Source organism: Alicyclobacillus cycloheptanicus (assembly GCF_028751525.1).
Classification (GTDB): domain Bacteria; phylum Bacillota; class Bacilli; order Alicyclobacillales; family Alicyclobacillaceae; genus Alicyclobacillus_L; species Alicyclobacillus_L cycloheptanicus.
Genome location: NZ_CP067097.1, coordinates 2,033,361 through 2,054,178 on the forward strand (window position 1 = coordinate 2,033,361; position 20,818 = coordinate 2,054,178).

Consider the following 20,818-nt stretch of genomic DNA (forward strand, 5'->3'; position numbering starts at 1 on the left):
AGGGTCTGTCATGGTCGAATTAAGGGCGGAAGATATATCCATCGCATACGAAGAGAAGATCATTGTAGAGAACTTGAATCTTACGATTCCGAAAGGGCAAATCACCGCTCTGGTAGGAGCGAATGGTTCAGGGAAATCCACCATATTGAAGGCCATCGCTCGCATCCTCCACCCGATAGATGGGACCGTGTACTTGGACGGGAAGTCCATTCATCAAGAATCCACGAAAACAGTTGCGAGGAAATTGGCTATTTTACCACAAAGTCCAACTGCTCCCGAAGGGCTCACCGTGTGGGAACTCGTCTCCTATGGGCGCTCTCCCTATCAAAAGGGGTTTCGGCGGCTTTCTGACAACGATCACAAAATGATCGAGTGGGCGTTAACGGTGACGAACATGGGTGAATTCGAACATCGTCCGGTGGATCGTCTTTCCGGAGGTCAACGTCAACGTGCCTGGATTGCCATGGCTGTAGCTCAAGGTACAGATTTGTTGTTGCTGGACGAGCCAACAACATTCCTTGACATGGCGCACCAGTTGGAGGTTTTGAAGTTGCTCCAACGGCTGAACGTGGAGGAGAACAGAACGATCGTCATGGTCGTTCATGATTTGAATCATGCAACAAGATTTGCACATCACATTGTCGCAATCAAAGACGGGGTAAAGGTCTGTGAAGGTATGCCGTATGAGGTGTTGACTCCGTATGTTCTTAAAACAGTGTTTGGTGTAGAGGCCGACATTCTGACAGACCCTCGTACAGGAGTTCCATTGTGTATTCCGCATGATCTCGCTTGAATGCTGTGCAAACAGACGAATTGAGTTCATTACAAGGAGAGACAAATGCTTTGTCATGATATCAGTGGTTTTCGTTGTCGTTATCGGCATTCTGTTCTGGGTCATAAGACGCCGGAACCCTTAACACACAAAAAATCTAGTGATAAGGAAGAAGGGTTTTCATGCGGCGTGTTGCTCTTTGCCTTTTCTTTTTCTCAGTGTGCCTCGTATTTAACACGGGGTGTGGTACCAGACAGACGATTTTGGATACGGATTCCCACAATGGATTCTCGGATGCGGTTCAGCTCTTTCAAACAAACTGTGAGTCGTGCCACGGTGACAATCTACAAGGTGGAATCGGCCCGAGCCTGCAACACGTCGGATCGAGTTTGACGCTTGACCAAATCGAACATCAAATCAATGTTGGGGGAGGGCCAATGCCCGGATATGGCCCCACGAACCAAGCGATTTTAACTACGCAACAGATTCATACGCTGGCAGTTTGGCTATCGTCCAAAAAATAACGCTTTGTTCTTAACAACTGTTGCTATTCCATAGCAATCAACTGATTGCTTGTGAAGGATGGGTTTCGGCGATCAAGGCGTCGTAACACGCCGTATGGCAGAGTCGATCCGGTTTCCGTTCGCCTGTCTCATATGAGACACAGATGAGAGTTGCCGCTTCGTCTGTTGTGCGAATCGGTTGGTGGCAAATCGCACATTCACTTGTATAGACCATCTTGCGGTGGATTTTCTTCGTATCTATGCAGGCCATCGCTAGGAATCTCCTTTCCCAAACGCCGGATGTGATCGCTCGGGTCGTGTCCAGGTACTCAAACCAGGTCATGTAGTTGGCGAGGTACTTTGTCGCCACGCCCTTGAACCGTACCATCCAGTCCTTGAGGCGACCGTGATAGGCGTTGACGTTCTGGATGTGGTACACACCTCTGCTTCGCACACCGGCTTTCGCATTCAGAGCAACATGTTCGATGGCGGCGTCCTTGCAAACTTTCTTGAAGGCGGGCAAAGCGTCGGTGCAGAGCACTACATCAGTACCCAAGACCGGTATCATTTCCTGACGTAAGGTCTGTGCATCCACTCGCTCCAGAACGAGCGAAACGGTACGAGCCGTACGGTCCCGAAGTACAAGCACCGGCACTTGATCCTTGCTCCGTCCACGTTTATGGACGCCCTGGTTATATGCGCCTTTACCGTGCTTGCGAGGTTTACGTCCGAATCGTTGTTCAAAATCCCTCTTGCGGGCATCAGGATTCAATTTGTCCTTGAAGTGACTGCCTTTGTACGAACGGCGAAAGAATGTCTCGTCGGCCTCGACGATGCCATCCAGTTCGGAGTCCTCGTCGGTGTGTTCCCGCAACGAGGCCAGGATTTTATGACGCCATGCAAAAGCGGTCGAGACGGCGATGTTGAGTTCTTCGGCCGTGGCTCGTAACGACTTGCCTTCTCGCATGCACCGAGCCATTTCATCCCACATTTCTGCCGATTTCTTGGTATATGACAGTGGGGTTCCCGTCAAGTCACTGAAGGTTCGACCACATGCCTTGCAGAAATAACGTTGCCGGCCTGTCCCGATCATCTTACCGTCACGCTTCGTCGATTTACTGCCGCAGCGAGGACAAACGACTCCGTTCCGGAAATGGGCTTCACGGATATGATGAATGTTCACAGCGTCTCACCTCGAACGTTTGTTCGCATTCATCCTACCGCAATGTTCGGAAAACCGCAATACAGACGAACAGAGCGAAAAATAAAGTCTTCTGTCTCATAGTGCAACGATAATCCCATTGATTGTCACGACCTAGTGGCGGTCATTGGGATTTTTGCTTATGTCTTGTCACAAAAATAGCCCTTTCGGGCTAAGGATGATGAAAAGAAATCAGGTTACGTTGAAATGGGTAGTTTTAACGTCTGTATCTGGAGGGGAGCGGGGTGTTTTCTTTACGCAAACGTTGGCTGAAATTCGGCTTTTACGGGTTCACGGTAATTCTCTTAATCGGAATCATTGGCGGTATCACCTATATGATCCGTGCCGGTGGAGGGACTCTGCCTGTCGCTGGTCAAGCGACAGATTTTACCGCTACGAACGTTGATGGTAAGCCAGTTTCCTTCAACAGCCTGGATGGAAAAATCAGGTTGGTCACTTTCTTTTACACTCACTGCCCTGGTCCTTGTCCATTGGTTGCATTTCGACTCGAGCAAATTCAGAACGAACTCCAGAAAGAAGGTGTTTTCGGGAACAAAGTTGCTATCGTGTCGGTCACGCTGGATCCGGAACATGACACACTGCCTGTGCTTCTCAAATGGGCAGATCGATATCATCCAGATTTTCAGGGTTGGTATTTTGTTCGCCCCACACCCGAACAGCTTCCTCAAATCTTAAAGGCTTGGGGCGTACAGAAGCAGGTCGTACCAGGTACTGTGTATATTTCGCATACGATCAAGACTGAGCTCATCGATCAGAACGGAAACATCCGTGCCACATATTCAGGCGATAATCCCAATCCCCAACAAGTTGAGAGGGACATCAATAGTCTGTTAGCCAGATGGAATTGGCTGTAGACACGACTGGAGGAAGACGATGATTCTGTCGAAGAAAACAACAGTAGTCGGAGTTGCGTCACTAGGCTTTCTTGCTTTGATCTCGGCGGGTATCACGGGCTGTGGGACAAGCAATTCAACGAGCAACCAGCCCTCGAATATGTCGATGAATATGAATTCTACAGGGTCCCAGCAACCCATGGCAAAAGTGAAGATGACTATACCAAAGGAAACGAAAGTCGGAAAGGAAAATCAGTTTTCCGTATTGGTTACGCAGCAAGGAAAACCAGTGAACCAGGTGGACGATGTTATGTTTGAAATCTGGCAGGACGTGCCGAACTCCAAACACGAGATCATCCATGCGAAGCGGACGGGTGACGGAATCTATTCGATTGAATACAGCTTCAAGAAAGTCGGTACATACGACGTGATGTATCACGTTGTGGCGGATGGAAACATGATCATGACCGGGCCTCAAAAAATTCCAGTCACAAAGTAGGCTTGGAATCTGTTCTCAATGGGCCTACTGAAAGGGGAGAGAGAAAGTGTTGCGTAAGGTCATTGGCGTCGCAGTGACTGCGGTGGTCACGGTAGCAGGCATAGCCGGATGTGGTTCGGCTGTTCAGCCTGAGCAAAATAGTGTTCAAACTTCATTTGGCACAGCGTCTGCACCATCTTCTAACGCACCACTTGATTGGCCGGTACCCTCTTTCAAGGGCATCGATGAGAATGGTAAAGCATTTGACTCGTCAACGCTCAAGGGAAAGGTTTGGATTGCCGACGTTTTTTACTCAACTTGTCCGACGGTTTGTCCACCCAGTGCGAACAATATGGCACATCTTCAGCAGCAGTTGAAGAAGGACGGACTCGATGTGCAAATCGTTTCTTTCAGCGTCGACCCTCAGAATGAGACACCAGCAACGCTCAAAAAGTTTGGCGAAGAGCATGGAGCGGACTTTTCCAACTGGCACTTCCTCACAGGTTATAGCTACAAGTGGGTGCAACAGTTCTCCCTAGATGCATTCAAAGAGTCGATTAGTCAAACGGGAGGAAAATACTACTCACATACGGTCAATTGGTACTTGGTGAACAAATCGGGGAAAATCACTCAGTTCTTCGATGGACTGCATCCACCGTACAATGATGTTGTTCAGGCAGTGAAGTCCCTGGAATGATCTTGTTCGTTTCGAATCAAAACAAGCATAGAAGGTGAGTATCGATGATTATTTCCCGACGGACCATTCAGACGGTGCTTGGCATCATCTGGTTTATAGACGGGTTGTTACAACTGAAACCGCAAATGTTCACGAAATCGTTCATAGAACAAGTGATTTTGCCTGTGGCTCAAGGGCAACCCGCTTGGATTGGTCATTCCGTAACATGGGCTGCACACGTGATTGAGCCACACATTGGAGTCTACAATGTGATCTTCGCCGTCATTCAACTGCTGATTGGTCTTGGACTCATGTTCAACGTCAAGGTAAAGACGACGCTTACAATCTCCTTCATTTGGACCCTCATTGTTTGGTGGTTCGGCGAAGGATTCGGTCAGTTGTTGACGGGGCAAGCGCTTCTTTTGATGGGGGCGCCGGGCGCAGTGCTCCTTTATGGGCTTATTGGATGGTCGATTTGGCCTGACAAAGACACAGATACGCAATCGGGGATTTCTCGTCGAGGAATCAAGATTGCACGCTGGTCCCTCGGTATCCTTTGGATACTCGGTGCCATTTTGCAGTTACAGCCAACGTATCTCACACCGAAGGGCATTGGTGGTATGTTTACTGCTGATTGGATGGCGAGTCTTGTTGGGAATAATGGTGTATCCGTCAGCATCATTTTAGCTGTCATCGAACTCGCAATCGGGCTTGGAATTCTGATTAACAGGCGGGTTGGCCCGTTCATGTGGGCATCGATCATACTGTCACTCTTTTTCTGGTGGGTGGGTCAATCCTTCGGGCAAATGTTCACGGCGCTAGGTACGGATCCGAATGCTGGGCCTTTGTTCGTTCTTTTGACACTGACTGCGTTCCCAACATTGTTTGCACGAGTCGAACTGGATGATAAGCCACAGGCCAAGAACGGGCCAGCGACGATTTAGATTTGCTATTGCAGGAATCGTCTTATCAGCCAGGGGGTGTACCCATATGAAAACGGCCAATTGGATATCTTTTGTCGGGGCTTGCTTTGTTGTCGGGTTTTTTTTGATTGGGTGTGGCACGTCGGGAGCTCCTTCCACGCACAATCAATCAGAATGGAAACCAACAGGTACTCATTGGCGATCCCGCTAAGGGGCAGCAGCTCTTTCAGCAAAATTGTGCCAGCTGTCATTCCACTGGCACAGAAACGATATTCGGACCCGGACTAAAGGGACTGTTCTCGAAATCATCCCTTCCGAATGGGCAGCCGGTTACGGTGGCAAATGTAGAAGCATGGATCCAGACGGGTGGTGGAAACATGCCGTCCTTTGCGCAGTTGTCCGATCAAGACCGTGCGGACCTTGCCGCCTACCTAAAAACACTCAAATGAGAGCACACATGGAGGTACATGAATGCGATGGAAGTCGTGTTTGACGGTGGCTGTGTACGGGGCTTTGCTCGTTGCTGGATGTGGCACACAGCACTCAGCACCTGCTGTGGAGCCAGTACCGGGGCACATGGCGCCAGGGTTCTCGTTGAAGGCACTCAATGATGGTGGTAAAACCATTTCATTGAACGATTTGACGCATAACGATAAGCCGATTCTATTGAACGCATTCGCATCTTGGTGCGAACCGTGCCAACAGGAAACGCCAGATTTGGTACGAATGGCTTCCAAGTACGCCGGTAAGATACAGTTTGTTGGTGTGAACATGACACAGGATGATAGCGCTAAGGATGTAGATACGTTTGTAAAGAAATTCGGAATCAAGTACCCCGTTCTCTCGGACCCGAATGGTGATTTCATGAATGAATACGATATCTCCGGCTTCCCAACGACGTTCTTGCTGAATTCGAAAGGAAAAGTTATCAGTGTGCATCTGGGGGCGTTGACCGAGCAGCAGTTGCAGGCCATGATAACACAAGCCCTCGGAAAATGATTCCGAAGGGCCTGCCTGATATCCACCCCGACGAACATGCCAATCTCTAGTGGAATTATCATAGCGTTTTTATCATTACTGGTCAGCACCGACCGTGAATCTAAGGATTAAATCGGTTTGTGAAGGGTCGCCTCCACCATCCGAAATCCGGATACCATAATTCCGGATATCCAACGAGCGAAGCACAGAACGATGTGCTTCGCTTTTGTAATGATCCGGGTCCAATTGGGGGCCGGACAAGTCCTACATCGAGCCAATCCAACTTGCCCCGATAACCAACACACAGATCAAAAAGCTGAATAAAAAGATGATTCCACTTAGAATTGTTGCTCGCACCTTATGGAAATTTAGGAATAACGGAAAGTAACATGTATGCTGATGATTCCGCATATTGAGGTTCCGTCCATAATCACGTTGGCAATGGTAAAGTTTATCTTGGATATAGCGTCGAGCAATGTTGAAAAATATAGGATTACAAAAAGGAGCTCCCAACAAACAGCTGCGGATCCAACAGTGACGAGTGACCGACGCAGTGACATGATGGGAAGCCCCCCTCGGTTTGTGCAACATCTTATGACGATTCAGTATGGTCGGTAGTTTATCATGACTTTTCTTGAGCATACAAGAGGATTGCCGATTCAGTCGTGATCGAAGTGCTTGAGATATTGCTTTTGCAGACCGCTGTTACGGCTTTCGACCGAAGAGGGGCGGTTCGCTTTATTTGTGTCTCGAGGCACCATCCCTTTTGACACAGTATATTGGCCTCTACTCCGCGGAACAGGAACCCCGGCTGCGCCTGCCTGCTTGCAACCGAGGTTTCGGCGTTCCAATGGCTCTGCCGCATCCATTCATTTGAACAGATGCGCGAAATCTGCAGCCCATTGCTCGAAGGTACGAGCCTGCCGGCCGGTCACATCCCGCACAGCGTTGGTCACACGCTCTCCATGATGACGCCCATCTCTCATCAGGGTGAAAATCGAATCCACGATTTCCGGGGGAGCGAATCTCTTCATGTTTTCTTCCGCCACCGATTCAGGGATCTCTTCGAAGCGAATGTCCTTGCCAAGCACAGAACTGAGAATCTGAACCTGCTGCACGGGCGTCAACACCTCAGGTCCTGTGAGGCTGTAAATTTGGCCATCATGCCCCGGTGAAGTCAGCGCGGTGGCTGCAGCAGATGCGATGTCTCGTGGATCAATTGGAGCATTTCCCACATCGCCGAAAGGCGCCCTGACAACGCCTTCCGCCCGGATCGACGGTGCCCATTGCAGAGTGTTGGTCATGAAGGCACCAGGGCGAAGAAATGTCCACTTGACGCCTGATTGCCGAATGAGGTTTTCCGTGTGCAGGTGATTCCGCCCGATCGCGGTTTCGCTCGGCGACTCAATGGCGCCCGACGACAGAAAAACGATGTGTTCAACGCCAGCATCCTTGGCTATTTGTGGGAAGGTGTCACTGCCAGGGACTCGAATCAGGAATACCGCGTTAACGCCATCTAACGCTGCTGTCAAGGTCGCCGGCGACGATAGGTCACCGACGGCAATCTCAACCCCCGCAGGGAACGAAGCTTTTGCAGGATCTCGGGATAAGATCCGCACCGACTGCCCGCTTCCATGCAATAATCTGACGACTTCACTTCCGACGTTGCCTGTCGCGCCCGTAACCAAAATCATTGCGTTCCCTCCTCGAATGAGCTCGATGAAAAGCTTACGCATCAACTATAGGCTACATGAGCAGGGACGTCATCAGAAGAAGGGTGGAGAATCCTGAGTATTTGCAGGGCATTGATGCGGCTGCATCGGGCGCGGCTTCCGGACCGAATCGTTTGACGCCCTCGTGGACAAGCCGTGTCAAGGTTTGACAACTCTGTCTGAAGGGTGTAAGATGAAATTGTTCAAACGTGATCGTTTATATTTGTAAACATTTTGAGCCGTTCTTTTTGCGCCTCATTGTGGGTGCAGATAGAACGGTTTTATATTCGACGAATTGAACAAATATTGTGCTCGATGAGCACTGCAGGAGGAATTCATGTGAATCAGGGTACAGTGAAATGGTTTAACTCGGAAAAGGGCTTTGGCTTCATCGAAGTCGAAGGCGGAGAAGATGTATTCGTACATTTCAGCGCAATTCAAGGTGACGGATACAAGACCCTCGAAGAAGGTCAACGCGTAACGTTTGATATCGTGCAAGGCCCGAAAGGCCCGCAAGCAGCAAACGTTGCCTAAGTTCTTCTGAAGCAGTGGACTGTCCCTTTAGGTATCATTTTGATTCCTCAGGGACAGTCCTCTTTTTGCTTGGTGCCCTGCATGATGTCAACACAAAGGAAAAGGGGTAATTCGGATGGGGTACTTTGGTCACAAGCGAAAGCTGGATGAACAGGTGTTTGCAAACTCCGTTGTGTGGCAGTGTTCAAAATGTGATTGTTGGTCGAGACAAGAGTTCATTTATGTCGAACACCCCGTTTGTCCCATCTGTAAGGGAGAAATGAATCAAGTGACGAAAAACATCCGCATTGAGTAGAGCTTCCAGGTACCCAGCAGCATATCCTCTCGTGGCCGCATGCCGTGCCGGCCCCAATGATTCCCTTTGCCAGCTCAGGCCCATAACCAGCACAATGAGAATGCGCCCCACCCGTGCGACAGGAGGCATACTTCATGCGGTTGCCGGAAACGGAGCGGAGGCGTTCCGCTCGACGCGCTTGAGGTTGGTGCGCGTCTGCGTCTCATCACTCACCTCACGCCGATTCAGTTTGGTCCTGAGGTTTCATATGCCAGACTCAACCATGCTAAAGTGATTCTGACAAAGGGTAAGCATCTACCCAGCGCGGACAAGGCGGAGTGTGGCGTATCGTCAGCCGCTACCCAATTGACAAAGTCGCGATCCACCAGCAAGCAGGAAGAAGGCGTACAGTCGCAGCCCACAAACTGGCGGCGGACAAGTCCGACGGTCTGACCGCGAAATCAAGTTGATACTGCGCGGAGCGGATTCTGTCATCGGCTCGGTTGGGCGTGCGATGCTTGCGAAGGTTTTGAAACGCTCACAAGAGACTCCATCGAATCGGTGGGGCTTTTTTTTAGCGGTTGGCGACCGTGCGGAACCACGAGCTCAATAAAGCGACAAGGTTTATTTCGTGTAATAAATGATCGTTAAGATACATCAATTTTAAAGATCTGAATATTGACTATGTTCGGTTATAAGTGTTAATATCCCATCAAATACGCAGTTTGTCGTAGCTATGGATGTAATCATGGCCATTTATTCATATGAAGATAGTTAAATCATTGGTCTAGTATTGACCTATCTTAACCAGGTTGCTGAGGTTTCTTTGCATAACATGAAAGCGCTTTAATATCCGCGATGGACGGGCTTTGTTGCCTGCCATTAGAGCGGGAAGTGGGGGAAGTAAAAATGACTGATGTGCTTGCAGAGACACGTTTCGGCTTGGTGGAAGGCGTACGAGAGGGGGAGGTCATGGTCTGGAAAGGAGTTCCCTATGCGGCTCCGCCGATGAGGGCACTTCGATTTCGGCCGCCGCAAGAACCGGTGCCTTGGTCAGGTGTAAGGGAGGCCAAAGTGTTTGGCCCGGCGTCCCTGCAGGGTGAGAGCCCTTCCATGAGATTTTTGGGCGATGCGCCTGTGAAACAGGATGAGGATTGCCTGTATCTCAACATTTGGTCGCCGAGTAAAGAGGGGAACCGGCGGCCTGTGATGGTTTGGATCCACGGCGGTTCATTCCACTATGGTTCGGGGTCGAGCCGTCTGTATGATGGGAGATTTTTTGCGGAGCATGGAGATGTCGTGGTCGTTACTATCAATTATCGTCTTGGCGTGTTTGGGTTTCTGTATTTAGATGCATTCGGCGGTGAAAAATATCGCGAATCAGCAAATTGCGGGCTCCTCGATCAAGTTGCCGCATTGAAATGGGTGCATGACAACATTGAGGCTTTTGGTGGAGATCCTACCAATGTAACGATTTTCGGGGAATCCGCAGGAGCCGTTAGTGTCGGTTGCCTTTTGTCGATGCCTATTGCGAGAGGGCTTTTTCATAAAGCCATTCTGCAGAGCGGCACAGCGAGAAGTCACGTGACGGTGGAACAGGCAGCGAAGATGACCGAACAACTGCTGTTTCGACTTCAGCTGGACGAAGACAGCGTTTCCGAATTGGAAAGCATCCCTGCGGAAGCGATCTTACGGGCGACGGAAATTTTTCCGCGTCGGGCGTTTGGTCCGGTTGGAGACGGGATTCATCTAGCTAGACAACCAGAAAAAGTGCTAGACGAAGGCTTCGCAAAGGACATTCCCGTGTTAGTGGGGACGAATAAGGATGAATCGCGGTTGTTTACGCATTTCGATTCTGATTGGACGAAAATGGATGACCAAGAGCTGCGGGCAGTGTTTGAGCGGTCGTTTGGACCTCTTTGGACGAGTGTTTCCCAATATATCATACACAACCAAACGTTAAGCCGAGCGCTCTATGAGGATTTGATGACACACTATGTATTTACATATCCAGCGATTTTCTTTAGTGAAGGTCAGGCAAGGCATGGTGCGCCTGTATGGATGTATCGGTTCGACTACGAAAGCAATTCCCTTGATGGGTGCCCACAGGCATTTCATGCGTTGGAAATTCCGTTTGTATGGAACACCGTTATGAACCCCGAAGTTGACCATCTCGCAGGCAACGATTCCGCTCGATATAAACTGGCCAAACAGATGCACAACGCATGGATCGCTTTCGCACGCTGTGGTGATCCAAACACGACCGAATTGCCGGCCTGGCCGAAATACGACCTTGACAACCGAGCTACCATGCTATTCCACACCAAGTGCGAGGTGGTCCACGACCCTGATCGGCAAAAGCGCTTGAAATGGGAAACAGTGTTTAAACGCCCAAATTCATAGCAGATTTATCGCCAAACCGTTCTTCACGATGACTCAACAATGGAAATGTAGGCGGCTGACCCATGTTCTAACATTTATACGCTCGTGAAAGTTCCTGCGCCATTTCTCAGGACAGGGAGGAGGGGTGGGTAGAGTGCGAAATGATATGAAAATTTAAAATCACAAACGATTCAAAGGGTGGTTGGTCGAGCGGAAGGTGTAGCGCGTGATGAATGGTCATCGAACAGAGCATCACCGAGGACTGGATATCGACGTTCGTGAACCGGAGATGTATTGGAGGGAATCATCATGGCAGTTGTGGAACCCCAGCTACGTGATGGGCAAATTGCGGCACGGATTGATCGCTTACCATTAACAAACATCCAATGGAGATTGTCGTTTATCACACAGCTCCTGTGGGGAGTTGTCATTAGCCTCGATGGCATGGAACAGGTGCTGTATCCATTTGTTTGGGCACCGAAACATTACTTCAGCCCGCTCCAATATTCACTTCTTGTTGGTTTTCAAGTAGGAGGAGGCGTGCTCATTGGGGAATATTTGCTGGGTTTTGTAGCCGACCGGTACGGTCGAAAGAAAGTCATGATTGCTTCCTGTTTGATTGTCAGCCTGCTGTTTTGGCCCACAGCATTTTTAACCAACTGGTGGCTGCTCATGCTGTTTTTCACGGCAGGCTCATTAGGAATCGGTGGCGTGTTGGCCACGAATGTTGTCTATATGGCCGAGATGGCGCCGCCCCAGGTTCGAGGCCGTGTCATGCAAGGGACACAGGTCCTCGCCGGCTTCTTAGTGGTTCTATTGGCTGTCGTACCTGCTCTGTTTTTAATCCCCACACACTATAAGGCCTACGTGTTTTTGCTGTGCGCGATCCCGGTTGTTGTGGTTCTGCCATTCTTGATTTTTGGGCTGCCTGAGTCTCCCCGTTGGTTGGAAGCCAGAGGGAGGCGTGTGGAGGCCGAACGAATTCTATCCGACATCGAAGCGAAAATCGTTCGGAAACATGGTGCGCTGCCGCCGATTGACCTGAATCGCCATCAGGTGCTGGTTACGGAAAAAGTGCCGACCCGGGAGATTTTCACTGGTCGTTACAGAGGGCAGACGATTCTCCTGTTGATTTGCTGGGTACTTGGCTACGCTGGTGTTGATTACGGGGTCAGCAGCTACAGTACGGTGTACCTGGTTGCAAATGGGATGTCTGCCCACGAAGTATTCTTGGCCGCGGCCATCAGCGGATTTGCAGGGGCCATCTTGGCGCCGTTGATTGGCTCGATTCTCGGCGAACGCGTGGAACGTAAAACACTTGTCTTATTCTCCGGCATCATTTGTGCATTGGGAGCGCTTGGGTATTTCTTTTTCCCCAAAAGCTTCATGATGATCGCGATCGCTGGTGCGCTCCTCATCGCCGCCAGGATGGCTTGGGTATTTAACATGTATAACTACACTGCCGCGGCTTACCCAACACGGCTCCGTTCTGTTGGCACAGGGTGGACAGATGGCGTCGGACATATCGGAGCTGTCTTTGGTCCAGTTGTCGCGGGCGTATTTTATGCTTCCACGGCATCCACAAATCATATTGGCTGGTTCGTGTGGTGTGTCATTCCAGGGTCGTTGCTTCCATCGTTTCTCGTTTATAAATGGGGTATGAGGCAAAGAGAAGCTGTGTTGGAAGAGGTTGCCCCGTGAGATTCCGTCGTGGTTACTTCACACACCACCTCCCCCGGTGGTGTGTGAAGTAACGTGCTTTGATGGCCAATGTGCGGCGGAGGAATGAAGTCCTTCCGAATTCCATAGGAGCATTCCTGTAATGAAGTAATTCCGGGTTTGAGGCAAAGAAAACCTCCTGATAGTGTTGAGTTGGCACAGCAACACGAATCGGGAGGTCGTACGACAACATGAGTATATCGCAAAACCGTAAGATTCGCCGCATCACAGATTCAACCTTGGTCGTCGGTGCAGACATTGCCAAGAAAATACATGTGGCACGTGCGAGCAATGCGCGCGGTATTGAGCTTGGCAGGCCTCTGTCCTTTGACAATACCAGACGCGGCATGGAAAAGCTTCTTGCGTGGATGCGCACGCTCATGGCCGATCACGGCTGTGACAATGTGGTGTTCGGCGTCGAGCCCACCGGACACTATTGGATGAATCTAGCTCAATTTCTTCGCCAACACGGGATTGACGTCGTTCTGGTCAATCCCCTGCACGTGAAAAAGAGCAAAGAGCTGGACGACAATAATCCGACGAAGAATGACCACAAGGATGCCCGCGTCATCTCGCAGTTGGTCAAAGACGGACGCTACTCCGTACCCAACATCCCCAAGGATATCTACGCTGAGCTGCGCGTGGGGATGAACCAACGAGAGCGTCTAATCGAAGACCTCAAGCGAGTGCAGGGCCGTATCCACAACTGGCTCGACCGGTTCTTTCCGGAGTTTACGGAGGTATTTCGGGACTGGGAGGGTAAAGCAGCGCTGGTGTGTCTGCACGAGTGCCCTTGCCCACAGGACATTCAGGCTAAAGCAGCAGAAGACATTGTCCACATGTGGAGGGAACATGGCATTTCGCGGGGCGTTGGCAAAAAACGGGCCACATACCTTGTGGAAATGGCCTCCCAATCGGTTGGGTTAACCGAAGGACTGCAGATGGCACGCCAGGAGTTGAAGATGCTGCTTGACCAATATGACTTGTTGCAGGAGCAGTTAAGCGATCTGCTGGAGCAAATCGAGCGTTTGCTGGACCGAATTTCGGGAGCCGCTCAGATGCTCAGTGTACCTGGCGTGGGCGTCGTCACCGTGGCAGGATTCCTGGCCGAAGTGGAGGAACTGTCCGCCTACGAACACTGGCGACAGGTTCAAAAACTTGCCGGGTTCAATCTCAAGGAGAACAGTTCCGGCAAACACAAAGGTCAGACAAAGATCACAAAACGCGGACGGCCAAGATTACGCGCGTTGCTGTACCGCTGCGTGCTGATTCTGGTGGCAAAGAATCCACAGTTTCAGGCGCTGCACCAGTATTACACCACGCGTGTGGATAACCCGCTGCGGCCCATGTCGTCGCTGATTGCCCTGTGTTGTAAGCTGATTCGCATCTTGTTCACTCTCGGGCGTAAGCAAGTCCCATACGACCCTGAAAAGGCAATGGGACCCGTTCGCTCGGCTCAGCTGTTTGCTGCGTAACAAGGAATCGAAACTCGCTCAACCGTACGCAAGGGCTGCAATAGACAAACGAAGCACGGAGAAGCCGGTACGATACATTCCATTCGGGCCATGACCCTGCATAGGAGCTTAACTGGCCTCCACCCTTCGACAGGCTGAACGATGGAATGCAAAGGGCCGAAGTCAGGACCCTGTGAGACATGGGAGGGTACGCCGCGAAGGTGTTTGTGGAGATCCACGGTGCGACCAAATTTTTGAAAACGGGGAGTTATCCCCTATAGGGGACGCACAAACCATGTCCCGAAGATTCCCACTACGGGGAGTCTGACATCATTCGCCCGCTGAGTCAAATGCAAAATGCTACGAATGAGCGAGAAAACGAGAGATAACAAAAGATCATTGAGGGAGGTATACATCGTATCTGGTCCGTGCCTGATTGTCAGTGGAGGCGCAACAACTTGAAGAATTCGAAGAATCTATGGATGAGATTCAATCAAAAGGATAGCATAGTAGGTGATGAATCCGCGCTGGCGCTGGAACACTGACATCACAAGGGTGGCATTCGAATGGGCGACAACCTGATCAACATTCTGTGGCTTGCAAAAAGTGAATATCCGTCTGGGAGCAGTCTCACCCCCCACTCACACGATTACTATCAGATTTACTATGTGATTAGCGGTGAAGGCGATTTTATTGTCGGTAGCGATCAAGTGACACTCCATCGGGGTATGTATGTTTTCTCAAAACCGAACGACGTCCACGGTATTGCCACGACACGAGACGTGAATGGCGAGCCTTTAAGAATGCTTGAAGTAAAGTATGTGGTCTTTGATGCTGCGCTTCAGGAGAATCTCAATCACATTCCGCTCGTGTGTCAAGGATCAGACAGCATTGAGCAAATGCTTGCGTTGGTTTTTGAGGAAGCTATCGAGACGCTTCCTTGGTATTTGGAGATCGCTACGCACACGTTCGTTGCCGCCCTGTACTACATGATCCGATATCAGAAGATCGATCTTGTCGTAAATTCCAGTAAATCTGAGATTGTCGAAATGATTAAAAACTATATACATGAAAATTATAAAAATGAGGTGACCTTGGACAAACTCTCACAGTTGGTCGGGCGCAGTAAAAACTGGATTTGCAAAAACTTCAAACAGACGACCGGTATGACCATCAACCTGTACTTAAATAAAGTACGAATCGACAAAGCGGCCGAACTGCTTGTCAACTCGAATTTAGGTATATCGGACATCAGTCGTGCTGTCGGATATAATAATATTTACCATTTTATAAATTCATTTAAAAAAATCGTAGGTACTTCGCCTGGGAATTTCCGAAAGCACGAACTCAGCGGAAATGCGCTCGTAAGCTCCAAAGTAAGGGCAATCGCGACCATTCCAGCGCAGAAAACCAGGAGTGATGTATAAATATTCCTTCCTATCGTGGGGAGATGAGTGTCTACTTTATCTGGAACGCGGATCCCGGATTTACCCACGGGCTCACGTTGAGCAACGCGATATGATGCCTTGGGTATCAATCCGCACGCCGGCGTCTTCAGCTGCCTAGTTTCTTAATGGAGAACTGCTGGTCGGGATCGCGCTCATGTTGGGCTGTCTTACAACGTTCGCGGCGTTCATGGGTTCCATCATGAGTCTGGCCTATCTCTTGGCGGGCACCGCCAGCACAAACTCAAACCTGCTGATGGGCGAGGTTTTTTGATGGTGGCTGGATTCAACGCCGCATTCTTCGGACCGGATTACTGGGTGATTCCATGGCCCGTGTGGTCTACACCAATGGATAAGCGAATATTTTGACGTGTGGTGCCGCGTACGACAACCGCGAAACGCGCTGGATTGCGGGGGATACGATGAACATTGTGATTGTTCACGATGGTTCTGTTTTGGGTCGACACATTCTAGACGCCTGGAACGACAAGCACAGTTCATCGAGTGAATGGCAACTGATGGACGGCGGCTCCGTCGACGATTGGGCAGACAGGAACCCACAACTGGTGGTTTTGGCACTGGATGGGCCTTCCGAATTTGAACAACAGACATTGCGAACGTGCAGGGACTTGCGACTCAGGACCTTGCCTGTGCTGGGGCGGGGGTCGACGGTTCTGGTGGGGCCGCTGGAGACGCCGGACGTCCCTGGCTGCGCGACTTGCCTGCAGCTGCGCTGGGACAACACGTTCGAGCGCAGCCTGCTGCGTTCGATTTTCCAGCTGGAAGACGACGTTGCCCCGGAACCGCTGGAGGTGTCGGCGGCCGACCTTGTCACCTTGGGCAGCATCGTCACGGACGAAATCGTGTCGATTCTCTCTGCGGCCCCGGACATTCCTAATGCCCAAGGCAAGGTGGGTGTGTACGAGCCGGGGGAACCCTTCGCATGGATCCCGCTTGTCCCAAGTCACGATTGTCCGCGGTGTCAACTCGTGCCCGATGACCTTCCCGCGCTTGCCGCGCTGCGGTTCACCTCGCATCGCATTCACGATGTGGAAGCGCTGCGAGTGGGTACGGTGGATTGCGAGCACTTGGAAACGCTGTTCGTGCACGACAAGGTCGGCTACATTTCAGCCATGAATGCGTATTGGAACGGCGAGCGGTACGCGCAGGCGAATGCGTACATTTACACGCCGCTTGGTGCCGAAATTTCCGGCTACGGCGCTGGCCTGTCGCTCGCGGACGCGAAGCGGTCGGCCCTGCTCGAAGTGTTGGAGCGCAGCTGCGGGTTCCATCCGGTCAATCGCCGGCCGGTGGTTCGCGGCAGTTACGCGGCGCTCCAAGCCGATGCCCTCCACCCGGCCAGCTTTGGATTGCACAGCCAGGCGGTGTATCAGTCGCCGCATCATCCCTTTGAACCTTTTGATGAAGAGAAGCCGTATTCATGGGTGTGGGCCTATTCGACCAAGCAGCAGCGGCCCATCCTGGTTCCTGAGCAGCTCGCGTATTATGGACCTGTGGGTGACCAGCGCTTTGTGCAGGAGTCGTCGAATGGCTGCGCGATCGGCGGAACCATGGAAGAGGCGGTCCTGCACGGAATATTCGAGGTCCTCGAGCGCGACGGGTTTCTGAACATGTGGTACGCCAAGCTGCCTGTGCCTGAACTCCGGCTGGGGGCGGACTGCCCGGCCAAGGTGTCCGAGGTGTTCGATTATGTCGTCGAGCAAGGCTTTGCCGTTCGCCTGTTTTGCCTGTCCCATGACCTTCGCATCCCCGCTGTGGGGGCTGTGGCGGTACACAGCGGCAACGACTACCCGAAAGTGGTGAGCGGGTCCGCGTGCCACATCCATCCGTACGAGGCGGCCTATGGTGCGCTCCGTGAGCTGGCGGTCGGCATGCTGAACCTTCAGCGAACGACGGAAGAGCGGCGGGAAGAAGCCCGCTCGATGTTCCAGGATTCGAGCAAAATCAAGGGGATTCTCGATCACGCCGCTGTCGCCGGCCTGCCCGAGGCGTACCCACGCTGGGCTTTTCTGCTGCGGCGCGCAAAGCGGGGGCCGCTGCCGCCGGTCGACGCGATGTACCCCGATGTCAGGCAGCGATACTGCGTGGATTCACGGGACATTCGGCTGATTCTCGAGGCTGTGCTGGAGGATTTACACGGGCGCGGCTTTGACGTGATCGTCGTGCATCAAACCAGTGCAGAAGTCGCGTACGGTGGTTTTCAGGTGGCCAAAGTGCTCATCCCCGGCATGACGCCGATGACCTTCGGCTATGGCTTGGAACGTGTACGAGGACTCAGGCGGGTGTTCGAACTGCCGCATCGCATGGGTTATGCTGCGCGGGTGTTGACAGAACAAGACCTGAACGGGGACTGCCACCCGTTTTCGTAAGAAAAAGCCCACAAGCGTGGGCCTTTCCCGACAATCTGAAGCGTAACCTGGTTTTTCTGTTTCAGTACGCGCCCGCACAGCTGCAGCTGGAAGCTGCGCCATAGCCGACCGCGGGTACAAACAAGAAGAACAGCACAAAGATAATCAAGAACACCACAGCCCACTGTGTGTAGCCACCAAAGACTCCGTACATGCGACAATTCCTCCTTATGCTTCGTTTCCATTCAGGGAGTGTACGACAACTGGCTGGCGCCCGCACATTGCGGCGGGCGTGTGATTAGTACGCGCCTGCACAGCTGGAGGCTGCCCCATAACCAACGGCTGGAACAAGCAGGAAGAACAGCACGAAGATAATCAAGAACACGACAGCCCAGCGGGTGTATCCGCCAAATGTTCCGTACATAAATTTCCCTCCTTCTGTTGGTGTCTGTTTAGTTGTATGCCCCGAGGATTGTCCCCTCTAAGGTCATATGACATGGCTCGCGCGCCCGATTTTGGCGAATCACCGTGGACAAGAGGCCGGGGCGGTCGGAGGTCCGCGCCGAGCCGCGCCTTCGTCGAACCGGGCAGGTGGAAATTTCTGCACGTCTTACTTCGCAGCCGAGAGTCTGATATCGTAAGGGGCATACGAATATGACGAACAGGCAGGGCGAGCATGAACCTTCTTTCAGTGCATGAGATTGTCAAAACCTATGGCGAGAAGACGTTGTTTGACCAGATTTCCTTCGGGATTGACGAAGGGGACCGCATCGGCCTGATTGGCGTCAACGGTGCGGGGAAATCGACGCTGCTGAAAATCGCGGCGGGCGTGGATGCGCCGGACGCAGGGACGGTGACCCTGGGCGGACGTGTCACCGTGCATTACCTGCCACAAGAACCAAGCTTCCAGCCCGACGCAACGGTCCTCGACCAGGTGTTGAATCGCGATCGGCATACATCGTTGGCTGAACAAGGTGCATGGCAGCTCGAACATGAGGCCAAGGCCGTGCTCACGCAGCTTGGCATCTTCGATTTTGATGCCGCCTTGGGTTCGCTCTCTGGCGGGCAGCGCAAGCAAATTGCGCTGGCCCGCGCGTTGATTCAGCCGTGTGATTTGCTCGTGCTGGATGAGCCCACCAACCACATGGACGACGAACGCGTCGCGTGGCTGGCAGCGTACCTCCGGAAACGCACGGGCGCCCTGTTCATGGTCACCCATGACCGCTATTTTTTGGACAGCGTCGCGAACCGCATTTTCGAACTCGACCACGCGAAGCTGTATCAATCTGTCGGCGGCTACGAAGCGTTTGTGCAGGCGAAGCTGGCGCGCGCGGCGCAGGCGCAGGCATCGGAGGAGAAGCGGCAAAACTTTCTGCGCAATGAACAGAAGTGGATTCAGCGCGGGCCCAAGGCCCGGGGCACGAAGCAAAAGGCGAGAACAGAACGGTATTACGAAATCCTGGAGCAGCAGCCGAATGACACCGAGCAGACGGTGGAGGTAGCACTGGCGGGTTCCAGGTTAGGCAGCAAGGTCATTGAACTGCATCACGTCACCAAGTCCTTCGACGGACACCCGGTGGTCGATGATTTGAGCTGCATCGTCACTCGCGGGGACCGGATTGGCATCGTGGGGTCGAACGGCAGCGGGAAGTCCACCCTGCTCAAGCTCATGGCCGGCCAGCTGCTGCCGGACAGCGGCTCTGTGACGATTGGGCCGACGGTGAAAATCGGCTACTTTGCGCAGGAGCACGAAGTGTTGGATGGCAATCAAAGGGTGATTGCGTACATCCGGGAAGCGGCCGAGTCCGTCGAGACCGCAGACGGGCAGCGGCTGGATGCCGCCCAGGTGCTGGAGCGGTTTCTGTTTCCGCCGGCGCTGCAGTGGATGCCCATCGGCAAGTTGTCCGGGGGAGAAAAGCGCAGGCTCGCCTTGCTCCGGGCCTTGGTGTCCGCGCCCAATGTGCTGCTGTTGGATGAGCCCACCAACGACCTCGACATTCCCACGCTGACCGTCCTGGAAGCGTTCCTGGCGGATTTTCCGGGCGCCGTTGTCGTGGTCTCACACGACCGGTATTTTCTCGATCACGTCGTCGACAAAGTCTTCGCCTGCGAAGGCGCCGGCCAGATTTCAGTGTCCACGGGGAATTACACCGACTACCTCTCGAAGCGGCGGGATGCAAAGCCGCAGGTCAGCCGTCCCGAAGACCGTCCGAAGGCCCGCCCTGAGGCCTCTTCGCAGCCTGAACCGCAGCCTGCAGCGGGGCAAAAGAGCGTCCGCAAGGAACGCGCCACCCTCAAGTTCACCTATAAGGAGCAGAAGGAATACGACGAGATTGAAGACCGCATCGCACAAATGGAGGCGGCGCTCGCGGAGGTTTTGCGTCAGATGGAAGAGGCCGGCGGAGACGTTGGGCGGCTGCAGACTTTGTTCGAAGACCAACAGGCACTGGAAGCCCGGCTCAACGAACTCATGGACCGCTGGACCTACCTGAATGAGCGGGCGGAGGAAATCGAACGGAGCCGGCAGATGTAGGGGAGCTCCGT

20 protein-coding genes are annotated in these 20,818 nt (G+C 52.3%); 16 read left to right on the forward strand and 4 right to left on the reverse strand.

The window, feature by feature from the left end:
- Positions 1–10: 10 nt before the first annotated feature.
- Together JI721_RS09380 and JI721_RS17260 are read left to right on the forward strand one after the other, a co-directional pair.
- Positions 11–793, forward strand: a complete 783-nt coding sequence (locus JI721_RS09380; RefSeq protein WP_274454617.1) for an ABC transporter ATP-binding protein — start codon at positions 11–13, stop codon at positions 791–793.
- A 161-nt stretch (positions 794–954) separates the two neighbouring features.
- On the forward strand, positions 955–1,296 hold the full coding sequence (locus JI721_RS17260; RefSeq protein WP_407654013.1) for a c-type cytochrome: 342 nt from the start codon (positions 955–957) through the stop codon (positions 1,294–1,296).
- Positions 1,297–1,333: 37 nt separating this feature from the next.
- Here JI721_RS17260 and JI721_RS09385 read toward each other — a convergent pair whose 3' ends face one another.
- A complete protein-coding gene (locus JI721_RS09385; RefSeq protein ID WP_274454618.1) occupies positions 1,334–2,458 on the reverse strand; it encodes an IS1595 family transposase in 1,125 nt (374 codons plus the stop codon).
- A 263-nt stretch (positions 2,459–2,721) separates the two neighbouring features.
- Between JI721_RS09385 and JI721_RS09390 the strand changes: the two genes are divergently transcribed.
- From JI721_RS09390 to JI721_RS09410, 6 genes are all read left to right on the forward strand, one after another.
- Complete coding sequence (locus tag JI721_RS09390) at positions 2,722–3,351, forward strand: SCO family protein (protein ID WP_274454619.1); 630 nt, start codon at positions 2,722–2,724, stop codon at positions 3,349–3,351.
- Between the two features lie 19 nt (positions 3,352–3,370).
- Positions 3,371–3,829, forward strand: coding sequence for a FixH family protein (locus JI721_RS09395; protein ID WP_274454621.1), 459 nt, complete (start codon positions 3,371–3,373; stop codon positions 3,827–3,829).
- Positions 3,830–3,878: 49 nt separating this feature from the next.
- Positions 3,879–4,505, forward strand: coding sequence for an SCO family protein (locus tag JI721_RS09400; RefSeq protein WP_274454622.1), 627 nt, complete (start codon positions 3,879–3,881; stop codon positions 4,503–4,505).
- Between the two features lie 44 nt (positions 4,506–4,549).
- Positions 4,550–5,428, forward strand: coding sequence for a hypothetical protein (locus JI721_RS09405; RefSeq protein WP_274454623.1), 879 nt, complete (start codon positions 4,550–4,552; stop codon positions 5,426–5,428).
- 113 nt (positions 5,429–5,541) lie between these two features.
- On the forward strand, positions 5,542–5,856 hold the full coding sequence (locus JI721_RS17265) for a c-type cytochrome (protein WP_407654108.1): 315 nt from the start codon (positions 5,542–5,544) through the stop codon (positions 5,854–5,856).
- A 22-nt stretch (positions 5,857–5,878) separates the two neighbouring features.
- On the forward strand, positions 5,879–6,406 hold the full coding sequence (locus tag JI721_RS09410; protein WP_274454624.1) for a TlpA family protein disulfide reductase: 528 nt from the start codon (positions 5,879–5,881) through the stop codon (positions 6,404–6,406).
- 848 nt (positions 6,407–7,254) lie between these two features.
- Here the strand turns inward: JI721_RS09410 and JI721_RS09415 are convergent.
- On the reverse strand, positions 7,255–8,079 hold the full coding sequence (locus JI721_RS09415) for an SDR family oxidoreductase (protein ID WP_274454626.1): 825 nt from the start codon (positions 8,077–8,079) through the stop codon (positions 7,255–7,257).
- Between the two features lie 357 nt (positions 8,080–8,436).
- Here JI721_RS09415 and JI721_RS09420 point away from each other — a divergent pair, with 357 nt between their 5' ends.
- From JI721_RS09420 to JI721_RS09450, 7 genes are all read left to right on the forward strand, one after another.
- A complete protein-coding gene (locus tag JI721_RS09420) occupies positions 8,437–8,631 on the forward strand; it encodes a cold-shock protein (protein WP_274454627.1) in 195 nt (64 codons plus the stop codon).
- A gap of 115 nt (positions 8,632–8,746) precedes the next feature.
- Positions 8,747–8,926, forward strand: coding sequence for a cold-inducible protein YdjO-related protein (locus JI721_RS09425; RefSeq protein ID WP_274454628.1), 180 nt, complete (start codon positions 8,747–8,749; stop codon positions 8,924–8,926).
- Between the two features lie 888 nt (positions 8,927–9,814).
- Complete coding sequence (locus tag JI721_RS09430; RefSeq protein ID WP_274454629.1) at positions 9,815–11,308, forward strand: carboxylesterase/lipase family protein; 1,494 nt, start codon at positions 9,815–9,817, stop codon at positions 11,306–11,308.
- A gap of 288 nt (positions 11,309–11,596) precedes the next feature.
- On the forward strand, positions 11,597–12,988 hold the full coding sequence (locus JI721_RS09435; protein WP_274454630.1) for an MFS transporter: 1,392 nt from the start codon (positions 11,597–11,599) through the stop codon (positions 12,986–12,988).
- Positions 12,989–13,197: 209 nt separating this feature from the next.
- Positions 13,198–14,481 (forward strand): IS110 family RNA-guided transposase, encoded by a 1,284-nt coding sequence (locus JI721_RS09440; RefSeq protein WP_274454631.1) that lies wholly within the window; start codon positions 13,198–13,200, stop codon positions 14,479–14,481.
- Positions 14,482–15,026: 545 nt separating this feature from the next.
- Entirely contained in the window at positions 15,027–15,887 is an 861-nt protein-coding gene (locus JI721_RS09445; RefSeq protein WP_274454633.1) for an AraC family transcriptional regulator, read from the forward strand.
- Between the two features lie 440 nt (positions 15,888–16,327).
- Complete coding sequence (locus JI721_RS09450; RefSeq protein ID WP_274454634.1) at positions 16,328–18,295, forward strand: TOMM precursor leader peptide-binding protein; 1,968 nt, start codon at positions 16,328–16,330, stop codon at positions 18,293–18,295.
- A 61-nt stretch (positions 18,296–18,356) separates the two neighbouring features.
- Here JI721_RS09450 and JI721_RS09455 read toward each other — a convergent pair whose 3' ends face one another.
- Both JI721_RS09455 and JI721_RS09460 read right to left on the reverse strand, forming a co-directional pair.
- Positions 18,357–18,488: a hypothetical protein gene (locus JI721_RS09455; RefSeq protein ID WP_274454635.1), complete on the reverse strand. Its 132-nt coding sequence runs from the start codon at positions 18,486–18,488 to the stop codon at positions 18,357–18,359.
- An 84-nt stretch (positions 18,489–18,572) separates the two neighbouring features.
- Positions 18,573–18,698, reverse strand: a complete 126-nt coding sequence (locus tag JI721_RS09460; protein WP_274454636.1) for a hypothetical protein — start codon at positions 18,696–18,698, stop codon at positions 18,573–18,575.
- A gap of 252 nt (positions 18,699–18,950) precedes the next feature.
- Between JI721_RS09460 and JI721_RS09465 the strand changes: the two genes are divergently transcribed.
- Positions 18,951–20,807 (forward strand): ABC-F family ATP-binding cassette domain-containing protein, encoded by a 1,857-nt coding sequence (locus JI721_RS09465; RefSeq protein WP_274454637.1) that lies wholly within the window; start codon positions 18,951–18,953, stop codon positions 20,805–20,807.
- Positions 20,808–20,818: the final 11 nt, after the last annotated feature.